At 44.7% G+C, this 13,680-nt stretch carries 9 protein-coding genes; all 9 read left to right on the top strand.

Going from position 1 to position 13,680, the window contains the following annotated elements; genetic code table 11:
* Window positions 1–306 precede the first annotated feature (306 nt).
* The 9 genes from DW862_RS06525 to DW862_RS06485 are packed head-to-tail and all read left to right on the top strand — an operon-like array spanning window position 307 to window position 13,643.
* On the top strand, window positions 307–1,626 hold the full coding sequence (locus tag DW862_RS06525; RefSeq protein ID WP_009039729.1) for an FAD-dependent oxidoreductase: 1,320 nt from the start codon (window positions 307–309) through the stop codon (window positions 1,624–1,626).
* 14 nt (window positions 1,627–1,640) lie between these two features.
* Window positions 1,641–3,431 (top strand): sodium:solute symporter family protein, encoded by a 1,791-nt coding sequence (locus DW862_RS06520; protein ID WP_004308315.1) that lies wholly within the window; start codon window positions 1,641–1,643, stop codon window positions 3,429–3,431.
* A gap of 31 nt (window positions 3,432–3,462) precedes the next feature.
* A complete protein-coding gene (locus tag DW862_RS06515) occupies window positions 3,463–4,827 on the top strand; it encodes a BACON domain-containing protein (RefSeq protein WP_120067511.1) in 1,365 nt (454 codons plus the stop codon).
* Window positions 4,828–4,832: 5 nt separating this feature from the next.
* Window positions 4,833–7,919 (top strand): TonB-dependent receptor, encoded by a 3,087-nt coding sequence (locus DW862_RS06510; RefSeq protein WP_004313405.1) that lies wholly within the window; start codon window positions 4,833–4,835, stop codon window positions 7,917–7,919.
* Between the two features lie 24 nt (window positions 7,920–7,943).
* Window positions 7,944–9,683: a RagB/SusD family nutrient uptake outer membrane protein gene (locus DW862_RS06505; RefSeq protein WP_004313404.1), complete on the top strand. Its 1,740-nt coding sequence runs from the start codon at window positions 7,944–7,946 to the stop codon at window positions 9,681–9,683.
* A 21-nt stretch (window positions 9,684–9,704) separates the two neighbouring features.
* Window positions 9,705–10,658, top strand: a complete 954-nt coding sequence (locus DW862_RS06500) for a DUF6772 family protein (RefSeq protein WP_004304775.1) — start codon at window positions 9,705–9,707, stop codon at window positions 10,656–10,658.
* Between the two features lie 17 nt (window positions 10,659–10,675).
* On the top strand, window positions 10,676–11,005 hold the full coding sequence (locus DW862_RS06495; RefSeq protein ID WP_004304776.1) for a hypothetical protein: 330 nt from the start codon (window positions 10,676–10,678) through the stop codon (window positions 11,003–11,005).
* Window positions 10,993–12,369, top strand: coding sequence for a ComEC/Rec2 family competence protein (locus DW862_RS06490; RefSeq protein WP_055235857.1), 1,377 nt, complete (start codon window positions 10,993–10,995; stop codon window positions 12,367–12,369). The genes DW862_RS06495 and DW862_RS06490 overlap by 13 nt, the downstream gene beginning before the upstream one ends.
* The gene (locus DW862_RS06485) at window positions 12,369–13,643 is read left to right on the top strand and encodes an FAD-dependent oxidoreductase (protein ID WP_004313401.1); all 1,275 of its coding nucleotides are present in this window, start codon (window positions 12,369–12,371) and stop codon (window positions 13,641–13,643) included. Before DW862_RS06490 ends, DW862_RS06485 begins: the two co-directional genes overlap by 1 nt.
* Window positions 13,644–13,680: the final 37 nt, after the last annotated feature.

The raw sequence follows: 13,680 nt of genomic DNA, 5'->3' as shown, positions 1-13,680 counted from the left end.
CAAAGATATTGATTTCAAACAATAAATCCTAATATTGGAGTAAAATACGAATCCCATTTGCCTTTGTGTAATGCTTTTGTAACGTTTGCAGATTTTGGGAACGTTCCCGCAATCGTTTGCAGGCAAAAGAGTTAGGAAAAAACTTTTTTTCAAGCTCTTGTTCTTTATCTTTGCTACATCAACATGATGTCGAACTAAAGAAAAAGAACTATGAAAACACACCTCTTTTCTTATAAGTGCGGTCGAAAGCACATCAAAGTTTACCATCTATTTGAATTGGTAATAATTAAAGGATAAAAAACGGTCATGGACAAGAAAGTACGAAGTATAGAAATTTCGAAACGGGTTCCAATTGTGGGCAACTATGATGTAGTTGTCTGCGGTGGCGGACCAGCTGGTTTCATTGCGGCCATTGCGGCTGCTCGCAGTGGTGCGAAAACTGCTGTTGTGGAACAATATGGTTTTTTAGGTGGAATGGCAACAATGGGGCTTGTTACTCCTTTGAGTGTTTTCACCTATAATAATGAAAAGGTGATAGGCGGTATTCCATGGGAGTTTATCGAACGGCTGGAGAAGATGGGAGGCTGTATCATTGAGAAACCTCTTGGCAATGTAGCTTTTGATCCGGAGCTTTACAAGCTTTTATGCCAGCAAATGATACTGGAAGCCGGTGTGGATATGTATATGCACTCTTACTTAAGCGGTTGTCAGGCAAAAGACGGCAAAATATCCTGTATCTTCTTTGAGAATAAGAATGGGACAGAGGCCATAAGTGCCGATATGTATATCGACTGCACTGGGGATGGTGACCTTGCCGCTATGGCGGGTGTTCCGATGCAAACTGATGAATGTAAACCGCTGCAACCTCTTTCCACCTATTTTATATTAGGAGGTGTGGATACAGATTCGCCCATGATAATTGATGCCATGCACCATAATAAACAAGGGCAGAATTGTCATTGCATTGCAGTTCGTGAGAAACTTCTAGCAATGAAAGAGAAGCTTGGCATCCCCGAGTTTGGAGGTCCTTGGTTTTGCACCACTCTTCGTCCGGGCGAAGTAACGGTTAATATGACCCGTACTGCAGGAAATGCCATCGATAATAGAAATTTTACCGCAGCGGAATGTCGCTTACGGGAAGATGTATTTAAAATAGCACGAATCTTTAAAGAGAACTTTGAAGAGTTTAAAAACAGTTATGTGACGACCGTCGCCGTACATGCCGGTATTCGTGAGACACGTCGTATCAAAGGTGTACATACCATTACAGCAGAAGAATATGTGAATGCTTATAAGTATCCTGATAGCATATCACGCGGCGCACATCCTATAGATATCCATGTCGCTGCAGGTGCGGAACAGAGCGTAACTTTCCTTAAAAAAGCGGCGTATGTACCTTATCGCGCTCTTATAGCTGAAGATTTTCCGAATCTGCTCGTAGCGGGACGCTGTATTAGTGCCGATAAGACTTCCTTTGCGTCACTTCGCGTTCAGGCAAGTTGTATGGGGGTAGGACAAGCCGCAGGAGTAGCAGCCGCACAATGTATAAAGGCAGGTGTGACCGTACAAAAGGCTGATATTCACAATCTCATAGAGGAATTGAAGAAACTTGGAGCAATTATATAAAGAAGAACCAGAATATGGAACAGTTAGATTATATTATTATTTTACTCTACTTTCTCGGACTGATTGCCGTGAGTGTTGTGATGTCCCGGAAAATCAAAAACTCCGAAGATATGTTTATTGCCGGGCGAAATTCTTCGTGGTGGCTGTCGGGAGTCTCTTCCTACATGACTATCTTCTCGGCAAGTACCTTTGTCGTTTGGGGAGGCGTTGCTTATAAATCGGGACTTGTTGCGGTAGTTGTTGCACTTTGTCTTGGCATAGCATCGTTTATTGTCGGTAAATGGATCTCGGGCAAATGGCGGGAGCTACGTATTAAATCGCCGGGAGAATTCCTTACCATCCGGTTCGGACACCGCACGGTGAGTTTTTACACAATTTCAGGAATTATAGCCCGTGCGGTGCATACGGCAGTGTCTCTGTATGCGGTAGCGGTTGTGATGTGTGCATTAATCAAAGTTGATGGTGGCAGTATTTTTGCAAGTACGGGTATGATGGGTGATTCACCGATGGGTTACCTAAGTATTTGGTGGGCGCTTCTTATCCTTGGTGCCATCGCTCTTGGATACACCATTGCCGGAGGATTTCTTGCGGTACTAATGACTGATGTAATTCAGTTCGGAGTACTTCTGGCCGTGGTTGTATTTATGATACCTCTTTCATTTAACGCGGTAGGAGGCGTAAGTGCATTTATTGATAAGGCCAGTGAGATACCGGGATTCTTCTCGGGCACATCTCCGACCTATACATGGGGGTGGCTTTTACTGTGGATATTTCTCAATGTTTCTATGATTGGCGGCGACTGGCCGTTTGTACAGCGATACATAAGCGTGCCTACTACAAGAGACGCAAAAAAGAGTACTTATTTAATCGGAATTCTTTATATCGTCACTCCTCTCATCTGGTATCTTCCTACCATGATTTATCGTGTGATGGAACCCGGACTTGCGCTTGATTTGGATGCAACCACAATGACTTTCAACGGCGAACACGCTTATGTGAATATGAGCAAACTCGTGCTCATGAAAGGAATGGTCGGCATGATGTTGGCAGCGATGCTATCGGCCACATTGAGTAATGTTTCGGGTATTTTGAATGTATATGCCAATGTATATACTTATGATATTTGGGGACACAAAGAGAAAAACCGTCAGGCAAATGAGAAAAAGCGTATCAAGGTAGGACGTCTCTTCACATTTGTCTTTGGACTTGTGATTATCGCTTTGTCAATGCTCATTCCTTTTGCCGGAGGTGCCGAAAAGGTGGTAGTAACTCTTCTTACTATGGTGATGTGTCCTTTATACATTCCGTCAATATGGGGACTGTTCTCGAAGCGGCTGACAGGCAACCAACTTATTTCTGCAATGATTCTTACCTGGCTCGTTGGTATTATGGCTCGCGTCATAATTCCCGCCTCCGTTATTAGTCCAAGCCTTATAGAGTCAGTTGCCGGTTGTGTACTTCCTGTACTTATCCTTGCAATTATGGAAGTTTGGTCGGCACGTAAAAAGTATGAAGACAATGGTTATCAAGCCATTTGTGAATATACTGATCCTGAAGCCGATCGCGAACCGACATTAAAGGAGAAGAAAGCGGTATTAATCTATTCGCATTTGGCTGTTAACTGCTTCTGTATTACCATTGGTGTCGTTGCGCTCTTACTGACAGGTCTGCTTATTGCTGGAGATCCGAAGACCCTTGCGGTCAAAGGAATTGTGATAGGAAGTATCATACTGATGATTGCCATGATACTTGCTTATGTGATATACAGAATTATATATGCAAGACGTCTGAAAATGTCTAGCTAGTCAATTATTAATAACCCTAAATACTAATCAAATGAATCTAAAGATGTTATTGTTTGCAAGTGTGTCGCTTGTGCTTTTTGCATCTTGTCATAACTCGGATGATCCGTATATGACACTCGCGACAAAGACACTTGATGTAGAAGCAGAAGGTGGACTTTTCACTGTTGACCTTTCATCTAATGTCTATTACAGAGTCAATAACGATTGCCAGACCGATGGAAGCGATAGCCATTGGGCAGTTGTTGATTCGCATGAGACACAAGGTGAGATTACTAAGTTTACAATCAAAGTCTCTGAAAATTCATCGACTAGTTCACGTGTCGGTACCATTCGTTTCATTGGCGATGATGTAACTCCTCTAAAGCTGGTTATTACCCAAAAAATGATTGTTCCGAAAGGTATCAGTCCTATCACCGAATCGATTGACGCAACTACAACAGAATCCTCATTCAAAGTCTTTGGCGATAAGGAGTGGAAGGCTGTATGTGCAGATGCGGATGTGACCGTTTCTCCTGCAAATGGGGTAGGCGAATGTGATATTAAACTTACTTTCCCGGAGAACAAGACATTTGCCAAAAGGACAATTAAAGTAACGGTAACCGTCCAGGATGATACAGACTATACCTATACTCTTGTACAAGATGCTTTCTCGGGCATTTTGGCTGATTGGGACTTGAATAGTTTAACTGCCAACACAAGTGGAACATTTGCTGATGATGAGGCACAATCGGTATTCCCGGGAACCAATGGCAAGTATCTTGCTCCGAGTGCCGGAAGTGGTAAGATTGAGTATTGGGCATGTGACCGGACAGGTTATGTAGTGCAGAATGCCGTATGTGAGCGTGCAGTGGGTGGTAATGGTGACCCGTATGTGTCAGGAGCCGTTCCCGGTGATTATTGGTATGTCTATGGGGATATGAAAGGTACGGTTATTCCTGCCGGCACAAAGATTCACTTCTATTTTGTGACCAAATTAGGAACGATGTGTTCCAACTACTGGATGATTGAGTTCAAGGATGGAGAAGAATGGAAACCGGCTCTTCCGACTTCGACTCTTCAGGAAAGTGCGACAGAGACTTTGTCGGGTGCGCCTATCAATTATTCGGCAACTATTACTTACAATTTTGCGGGAATGTTGCTCGATAACAAAAATAATGGCGCATATATCCCTGCCGAAGGAATATTTACCACGACTAAGGATATGGATGAGATTGTGTTACGGTTTGGACAGGCAGGCCGTTTATGTCTTAGTGGTGCCAAATATTCTGGCAAGTATATCGACTGCACACACGCAAGTGGCCAAACACGTTTTTCAGCGCAACATCCGAGTAACCCTGAAACAGGTGAGGCAATCAAAGAGTATAACGAACATGTATTGCTTGAAATCGTAGAATAAATAGTATGAAAAAAAGTATATTAAGCCTGTTATTGGCATGTTTCCTGCAAATCAATCTGGCTTTTGCACAGAATGTAATGAAGGGTGTCGTTAGCGATGCCAATGGTCCTCTTGTCGGAGTGGTGATCCACGATAAAGACAATGCAAAAGGTACTACCTCCGATATGTCGGGAAAGTATGCGCTCAATGGCGCTGAATCAGGCCATACAATAGAATTCCGTTATCTTGGTTATGTGACCGAGACTGTGGTATGGGATGGTAAAAGTGTAGTAAATATAAAACTTAAAGAGGATGCTGTACAACTTGAAGAGACGGTTGTTATCGGCTATGGATCTGTAAAAAAGAAAGATCTTACAGGTGCGGTCGGTGTAATCAACAGTTCGCTTATCGAGAAACAGAGCACGTCTCAACTTTCACAATCTTTGCAAGGACTGATTCCGGGACTGACGGTTACCCGTTCGAGCAGTATGCCGGGAGCGAGTGCTACGGTTCAGGTGCGTGGTGTGACAACAATGTCTGATTCAAGTCCGCTTATCCTTGTCGATGGTATGATGGTCAGTAGCCTCGACAATATAGCAAGCGAAGACGTACAGCAGATTACTGTACTTAAAGATGCAGCTTCTGCATCCATCTATGGTGCCCGTGCTGCTGCCGGTGTTATCTTGATAACGACTAAGGAGGCAACCGAGGGACAGCTTTCGATCGGTTATAACGGAGAGATTTCGTTGTCTTCTCCTACCGAATTTCCGAAATTCCTGACAGACCCTTATCACTACATGACAATGTACAATGAATGGTCGTGGAACGATGCCGGTAATCCTGCGGGAGGCGAATTTGCCAACTATTCACAGGACTACATCGACAACTATGCTACCAACAACAGATATGATCCCATTCAATATCCTATCTATGATTGGAAAGATGCTATTCTTTCGAATACCGCTATGCGCCATAAGCACAACTTGACCATGACGTATGGCAACAAGGTAATCAAGAGCCACACTTCCGCTACCTACGAAAATGCCGACGCTATCTATAAAGGTTCAAACCACGAAAGAATCTCTATCCGTTCGCGTAATAATCTGAAGATTAGTGATAAACTTTCCGGTTCTATCGATTTCTCGGTACGTTATGCCACGAAAAATGACCCGACTTCCGGTAGTCCGATTCGTGCAGCTTATATGTATCCTTCCATTTATTTGGGACTTTATCCGGATGGCCGTGTTGGTCCTGGTAAAGACGGCAGTCTTAGCAATACGCTTGCCGCCTTATTGGAAGGCGGAGAGAAGAAGACCGTATCCAACACAATGACCGGTAAATTCTCGTTGAGCTATAAGCCCATAAAAGATTTGACCCTTACTGCCAACCTGACTCCTACCGTCGGAACTGTTTCGATCAAGGAGATGAAGAAAGCCATACCTGTTTACGATGCATACGAAACCGATGTTATGCTGGGATATGTTTCGGGATATACTTCCAATTCGTTAAGTGAAGAACGCCGTAACATCAAATCATTGGAGAAACAATTCATCGCTACATACGACAAGACCTTCAGCAAGGTACATAACTTCAATGCCATGGTCGGTTATGAAGATTATAGCTATACGTATGAAACGATGTCGGGATCGACCAACGATATGTCTTTGTCTTCTTTCCCTTATCTTGATTTGGCGAACAAGAATGCTCTTGCCGTAGCCGGTAATTCTTATCAGAATGCATACCGTTCATTTTTTGGCCGTGTCATGTATAATTACGACAGCCGTTACTACCTCCAGCTCAATGCTCGTGAAGACGGATCTTCACGTTTTCACAAGGATCACCGTTGGGGATTCTTCCCGTCCGCATCGGTGGGTTGGGTCATCTCTAACGAGAAGTTCATGCAAAACATAACCCCGATAAACTATCTGAAGTTCCGTGCCTCTATCGGTACGCTCGGTAACGAGCGGATTGGAAATTATCCTTATCAGACATACATTTCGTTCAATAATGCCATTATGTATGACAGTGCAGGTTCTACGCCCCAATCTTCCATGTCTGCCGCTCAACAGGATTATGCGTATGAGAATATCCATTGGGAGAAAACACAGAGCTGGGATATAGGTGTGGATGCCGCTTTCTTTAACAATCGTCTAGACTTTAGCGCAGACTATTATTATAAGAAGACAACAGATATGCTCTTGTCAGTGGCAATCCCCTCGTTTACAGGCTATTCGGCACCTGACAGGAATGTAGGTAAAATGCATACCCGCGGTTGGGAAGTGAAACTCGGCTGGTCTGACCGTATCGGAGATGTAAGTTATGCGGTAAGTTTTAATATCTCTGATTACAAGTCTATAATAGATAATCTTAACGGCAAGCAGCAGTTTAACAGCGATGGTACCATTATTACTGAAGGTGCAGAATATAACTCCTGGTACGGATATAAGACTGCAGGTTTGTTCCAGACCGCAGAGGAAGTCAGTGAAAGCGCTCTGCTTTCGGCTTCTACCAAACCGGGTGATGTGAAATATGTAGATGTCAGCGGTCCGGACGGCACTCCTGACGGAATTATCAATGAGACATACGACCGCGTAGTGCTTGGCAGCTCATTGCCACACTATCTATATGGAGGTTCTATTAGTTTGGGCTGGAAAGGTCTCTCTTTCTCCTTACTCTTCAATGGTGTCGGGAAACAACTTTCACGCCTCACCGAAAGTATGATTCGCCCCATGCAGGGACAATGGCTTCCGGCTCCGTCAGTCCTTCTGAACGACAATGGCAGCCGTAATTATTGGAGTGTATATAACACTGCAGAGCAGAACGCGGCAGCCAGCTATCCCCGTTTGAGCCATCAGGGCGGTGAATACAACAACTACAAAATGTCGGATTACTGGCTCAAGAGTAGTGCCTATATGCGTATAAAGAATATCAACGTTGGCTATACAGTTCCTAAAAAAATCGTCTCTAAAGTCGGAATCAAGGGACTTCGGGTGTACGTCAATATCGATGATCCATACTGCTTTGATAGTTATCTTTCGGGATGGGACCCTGAAGCAGGCGCTTCTACCTATATCACACGCACTTATACATTTGGAGTGGATATCAAATTCTAATGGAGTATGAAAAAATTACATAATATGAAAAAAATACATGTATTGATTTGCATGATAGCTCTTCTATCTGTAACTTCTTGTGTGAACCTCGATCTGAATCCTCCTTCAGCCGCATCCAGCGAAAACTGGTTCTCGTCACCGGAGGAAGTTCGAATCTCATTGAACGATTTTTATCGCAGTACTTTCTTTGTTATAGAAGAAGGTTGGACGCTGGACCGTAATACGGATGACTGGGCACAACGAACCAACATTTATACCATTGCGGCAGGTTCACTGAATGCGTCTTCTACAAGTAATCCTAACATCAAGACTGTTTGGAGTTACACGTATAAGAACATTAGTCGTGCCAACCGGATTTTGGAGGCACTCGACAAACTTGAAGGCAAATATTCCACCACTGAACTGAACACGCTTCGTGCCGAAGCCCGTTTTTTCAGAGCATTTGCTTATTCACGTTTGATTACTCTTTGGGGAGATGTTCCTTTCTACGTGACTTCGATTACTCCGGAGGAAGCATTTGAGATGGGGCGTACCGACAAAGCTGTCGTTCTGAAACAAATTTATGAAGATTATGACTATGCCGCAGAAAATTTGCCGGCCGCAAATAATAATAGCGGCGCCACCCGTGTAGATAAAGGAACGGCTTATGCTTACAAGGCTCGTACCGCTCTCTATCAACACGACTACGGGACTGCCGCAAAGGCTGCGCAAGACTGTATGGATCTGGAAGTATATGACTTGGCCCCTGATTATGGAGAACTTTTCCGCGACAAGACAAGAGGAAGCAAAGAAGTTATCTTCTCTGTTGCTCACTCAAGCGACCTTGAGTTGGATGAAAACGGTAAACCTACTACACAGGCTATCGGTTCCTTTATTGCCCGTTCGGCAGGCGGTACACATAATGCGCAACCTTCGTGGGAACTTCTTGCTGTCTACGAAATGACGAATGGCAAGACGATTGATGAACCGGGCAGTGGCTTTGATCCTCACGATCCATTTGCCAACCGCGATCCCCGTTGCTTGGAAACATTTGCAGCTCCCGGCAGCCGTATCTATGGTATTGAGTGGAATCCTGCGCCGAACGCACTCGAAGTAATGGACTATACGCAAAATCGTATGATTACAAACAAAGATTCCAAAGGCGGTTCGGATGCTTCCAACTGTGCTTACAATGGTTGTTGCCTGCGCAAAGGCGCGCAAGAGTCATGGCGTACTACTTTGTATAACGACAACCCCGTTATTCTCATGCGTTATGCCGATGTTTTGTTGATGTATGCCGAAGCTAAGATTGAACTGGGGGAGATTGACGCTACTGTCCTTGCTTGCATCAACGATGTCCGTGCCCGTGCTTATGGCACCACCCGTACACAAACCAACGACTATCCGTCCATCACGACAACCGATCAGACGGCATTGCGCAAAGTGCTCCGCCGTGAGCGTCGTGTGGAGTTTGCATGGGAAAATCTGCGCTATTTCGACTTGCTTCGTTGGCATCAGTTTGAGAATGCTTTCGGACACAATATGTACGGATTTACCCGTACAGCCAACAGGGCAAAGGAATACTTTGCGGCAGGCAACTGGTTTTGGCCGGAGACTCCGACATTTGACAAAGACGGATTTCCTTCTTTTGAAGCGATGGCCGACGGAACCTATATCGTCCAGCATGGTGAACGTAAGTATGATGAGAAGATTTATTTATGGCCATTGCCAAGTGATGATGTATTGATAATGAATGGCAAACTTGTTCAGAATCCAGGGTACTAACTTTATTAAATAAATGATATTATGAGCATTGGAGAAATTTTATTGCGCAGTCGCTATCAACCATTGAAAAGGGTGTTGAGCTATGATGTATTCAACACTGGCTTTAACGGCTGGATGACATTGATGCCTAACTTTACGGAATATCCCGATTTTGATGTTCCCAAGACATTGGTCAATAAAGACCAGTGGCCACCGGTCATGCTTAGTTCCGCTACTTTCAGGTATCCGGGCACTCACGGGGCAATGTCCGGCACTTACTCTCTTAAACTTTCGACAAGACCTGTTGCCGCTCCTTATACGGAGATTCCGGCGGAAGGTTGTCTGGGACATGCCATTAAGCGGCTTTCGTTCTCTCGTCCGGGCTGCAAATATTTGCAGATAGAATGTTGGTTTACATACACGGCGGAGCAGGATGTGGTGGATGGCGGTGACCGTCCGCAACCGGGTTTGCATGAGAGTTCCATCCGCGATTTTGGTATGGGATTCGATGTACAGGAGGGTGGAAAACGTTACCATGTAGGAATTCGCTATCTCAATGCAGTAGATGGCAAATTAATGCAGAAGTGGCAGTATGAACATTCCAATGAAGACATAACCGACCGCGATTGGGCTTATGGACTTGACGGAGACTGGTGTAAGAGGGGAGTCGATCCCTGGTGGTTCGGCCGCCGTTATCCTAATGGCGACCACGATGGATTCAAGGATTTGAAAGATGGTCATCAGAAACTCATTTACAATGAGACCGACTGTAAACTCAATTGGCAATACATGCGTCTGAAACTTGACACAGAGCTTCGTGAATATGTAGAGTTCCAATGTCAGGACAAAATTTGGGATATGCGTGGCATTGCAGCCGATACCGTTGACGGATATGGACGCATCGACAATCTTATCAATCCTCTTTTCTGGGTGGGTACTGATACCAATCGTCGTGTATTCTTTTATATAGATTCTGTTGTTGTTTCACAAGAATAAAAGGAGGAATGTAATATATGAAAATGTTTAATGATTCCCATCTTGAGGTAAAGAAGTTCTTTAAAGGTACTTTCTTCACTCATCCTTACGAGGCTGGTTGGGCAGATGAGGCTATATTCTTTGTTATGGTTGAGAAAATAGAAGGAGATCCCGTATTCGAAGGTCGTGTACAACTATCGCAAGACGGCATACATTGGGCTGACGACGGTAGTGAGCCTGTAATCTTCAAAGGACTTGGCCAACATATTATAAAGGTAAATTCAAATTTTGGTAATTATATTCGTCTTGCCGTCAGCATTGAAGGCGGAGAGATGTTTTTAAATCTTCATATAGCATGCAAAGGTTAATATTTATACTTAGTCTGTTCATTCTTGCGATTGTAGGATGCAGCTCCAATGAGTCTCATTCATTTTTGATTCGTCCGGATGGAGGTGGGGAAGATGCTGCCACTGAAATAGAGGTAGGTAAAACGATTCCTGCCTGGCAGGAGGGTGTGATGGATATTCATTTCATCAATACAACTACCGGTGAAAGCATGTTTGTAATATTCCCGGATGGTACGCAAATGCTTATTGATGCCGCAAGTTCGAGTGTTACGACCAACTCTAATAGTAATACGACCAACACCGGTATCCGTAGTCGTTGGGATCCGACTCTGACTTCTACCCGTGGTTCACAGATTATAACTGATTACATTCGTAAGTGTATGGTATGGACAGGTAACAGTACGATTGATTATGCCGTACTTACCCACTTCCATAATGACCACTTCGGCGGTTATACTTCTTCCTTGCCGAAATCTTCCAATTCCGACACTTATTCGTTGATAGGTTTTGCCGAGATTTTCGACAATTTCAAGATTGGTACGCTTCTTGATCGTGGCTATCCCGATTATAACTATCCGTTTAATATGGCGACAATGGCAGACAATGCTCCAAGTTGCAGCAATTATATCAATGCAGTGAAATGGCATGTCGCCAATCAAAAGTTCGATGCTGCGATATTCAAAGCAGGGGCGAATGATCAGATCGTTCAGAAGTATAATCCTGCAAAGTACCCTACTGCAAAGGTGCAAAACGTGGCAGTGAATGGAGAGATCTGGACAGGTTCGGGTACTACCACAAAGAAGACATTCCCTGAACTCTCGGAGATTTCATACGAAAACAGCAAGAACATTACCTCCAGTGACAATTGTCCGCCGGAGAATATAACCAGTTGTGTGATGAAAGTTTCGTATGGCAACTTTGATTTCTTTGCCGGTGGTGACCTTCAGTATAACGGACGTTCGAGTCATGCATGGAAAGATGCCGAACTGCCCTGTGCAAAAGCAGTGGGTCAGGTGGAACTATTGAAAGCTAACCATCACGGTGTAACCAACACCAATCAGGTGGATGCTCTGAAAGCACTCAATCCACAAACGATTGTTGTCAATTCGTGGGTAGATTGTCATCCCCGTACCGATATACTGAATTCGATGGAGACAACGCTCCCTGCGTGTGACATGTTTATCACTAACTTCTGGCAGGGCGATCGCCCCAGCGGAGTAGACGACCGGGTTACGGCGGAAGAGGCTGCGAGAGTAAAGGGATATGATGGACATATTGTAGTTCGTGTGACCGACGGGGGAAACAAATATAGAGTTGTGACAATCACAGATTCTGACGGGGCAATGACTGTTAAGACTATTTCCGGTCCATATACAAGCAGATAATGAATACAAAATATTATGATGTAATAGTAGCAGGTGCAGGTCCTGCCGGGATATGTGCGGCTGTAGCCGCCGCCCGGCAAGGAGCACGTGTTGCTCTTATCGAAAGATATGGAGTCATCGGAGGTAACCTGACCGCCGGGTATGTCGGCCCTATTCTCGGTAGTGTAAGCAAGAACACGATGCGCGATGAGGTTTGTGCTATTCTTGGCGTCAAAGACAATGACTGGATTGGTGAGCATGGAAATGCTCACGATTTCGAAGAGGCAAAACTTACATTGGCAGAGTTTGTCGCCAGGGAAAAGAACATCGATGTCTTTTTGCAATGTTGCGTGTCGGATGTTATTCGTGACGGAAAGGTGGTAAAAGGTATTAAGTGTGCAAGTAACGAGGGGACGCTCTGTTTTGAAGCCGCGGTTACGATTGACTGTACCGGTGATGCCATAGTATCTTTTCTTGCCGGTGCAAAAATAGAAAAAGGACGTGCTGACGGACTCATGCAGCCTGTAACCCTTGAATACACCATTGATGGCGTAGATGAATCGAAAGGAATTATCTGCATTGGAGATGTAGACAATGTTCAATTGAATGGCGAGTGTTTTCTTGATTGGTGTAAGAAGAAAGCCGATGAGGGCAAACTTCCCCGGATGCTTGCTGCCGTGCGTTTGCATCCATCGGTCAGACCGGGTTGCCGTCAGGTAAATACGACACAAGTCAATAGGGTGGATATAACTTCGGTAAGCTCTATTTTCACCGCCGATCTTGAACTTAGGCAACAGATACGCCTCCTGACTCAATTCTTGAAAGAAAATTTGCCGGGTTACGAAAACTGTAGAGTGATCGGAAGTGGTACAACAACCGGAGTGCGCGAAAGCCGCAGGGTGATGGGCGACTATGTGATTGATGCCGATGAAATGGCGGAAGGCTGCCGTTTTGCCGATGTGGTGGTACATAAAGCATTGTTCATTGTCGATATACATAATCCTGACGGAGCCGGACAGGCGGAACCAACCATCCAATATTGCAAACCATACGATTTGCCGTATCGTTGTTTTCTCCCGTTGGGCTTGGAAGGGCTTCTGGTGGCGGGACGGTGTATATCGGGTACTCACAGAGCTCACGCTTCATATCGTGTCATGAGTATTTGCATGGCGATGGGAGAGGCAGTTGGTATTGCTGCTGCCATGAGTGCGTCGCAGCACTGTACTCCGCGGGCTCTCGATGTAGGAGAGTTGCAGAAACGGCTTGAGTCGTTAGGCGTAGAGCTGTTCGATTAACGTAGAACATAATCATACTTTAAATTTATAGAGCATA

The sequence above is a fragment of the Bacteroides sp. AM37-9 genome, from assembly GCF_003603455.1.
Lineage (GTDB): Bacteria > Bacteroidota > Bacteroidia > Bacteroidales > Bacteroidaceae > Bacteroides > Bacteroides xylanisolvens.
The sequence above is the reverse complement of the archived record's forward strand: the minus strand, read 5'-3'. Positions and strand labels throughout refer to the sequence as shown.

Excerpts from the sequence above, each read along its gene's own strand:
- DW862_RS06525 (WP_009039729.1), top strand. The coding sequence starts at position 307 with ATGGACAAGAAAGTACGAAGTATAGAAATTTCGAAACGGGTTCCAATT.
- DW862_RS06520 (WP_004308315.1), top strand. The coding sequence starts at position 1,641 with ATGGAACAGTTAGATTATATTATTATTTTACTCTACTTTCTCGGACTG.
- DW862_RS06515 (WP_120067511.1), top strand. The coding sequence starts at position 3,463 with ATGAATCTAAAGATGTTATTGTTTGCAAGTGTGTCGCTTGTGCTTTTT.
- DW862_RS06510 (WP_004313405.1), top strand. The coding sequence starts at position 4,833 with ATGAAAAAAAGTATATTAAGCCTGTTATTGGCATGTTTCCTGCAAATC.
- DW862_RS06505 (WP_004313404.1), top strand. The coding sequence starts at position 7,944 with ATGAAAAAAATACATGTATTGATTTGCATGATAGCTCTTCTATCTGTA.
- DW862_RS06500 (WP_004304775.1), top strand. The coding sequence starts at position 9,705 with ATGAGCATTGGAGAAATTTTATTGCGCAGTCGCTATCAACCATTGAAA.
- DW862_RS06495 (WP_004304776.1), top strand. The coding sequence starts at position 10,676 with ATGAAAATGTTTAATGATTCCCATCTTGAGGTAAAGAAGTTCTTTAAA.
- DW862_RS06490 (WP_055235857.1), top strand. The coding sequence starts at position 10,993 with ATGCAAAGGTTAATATTTATACTTAGTCTGTTCATTCTTGCGATTGTA.
- DW862_RS06485 (WP_004313401.1), top strand. The coding sequence starts at position 12,369 with ATGAATACAAAATATTATGATGTAATAGTAGCAGGTGCAGGTCCTGCC.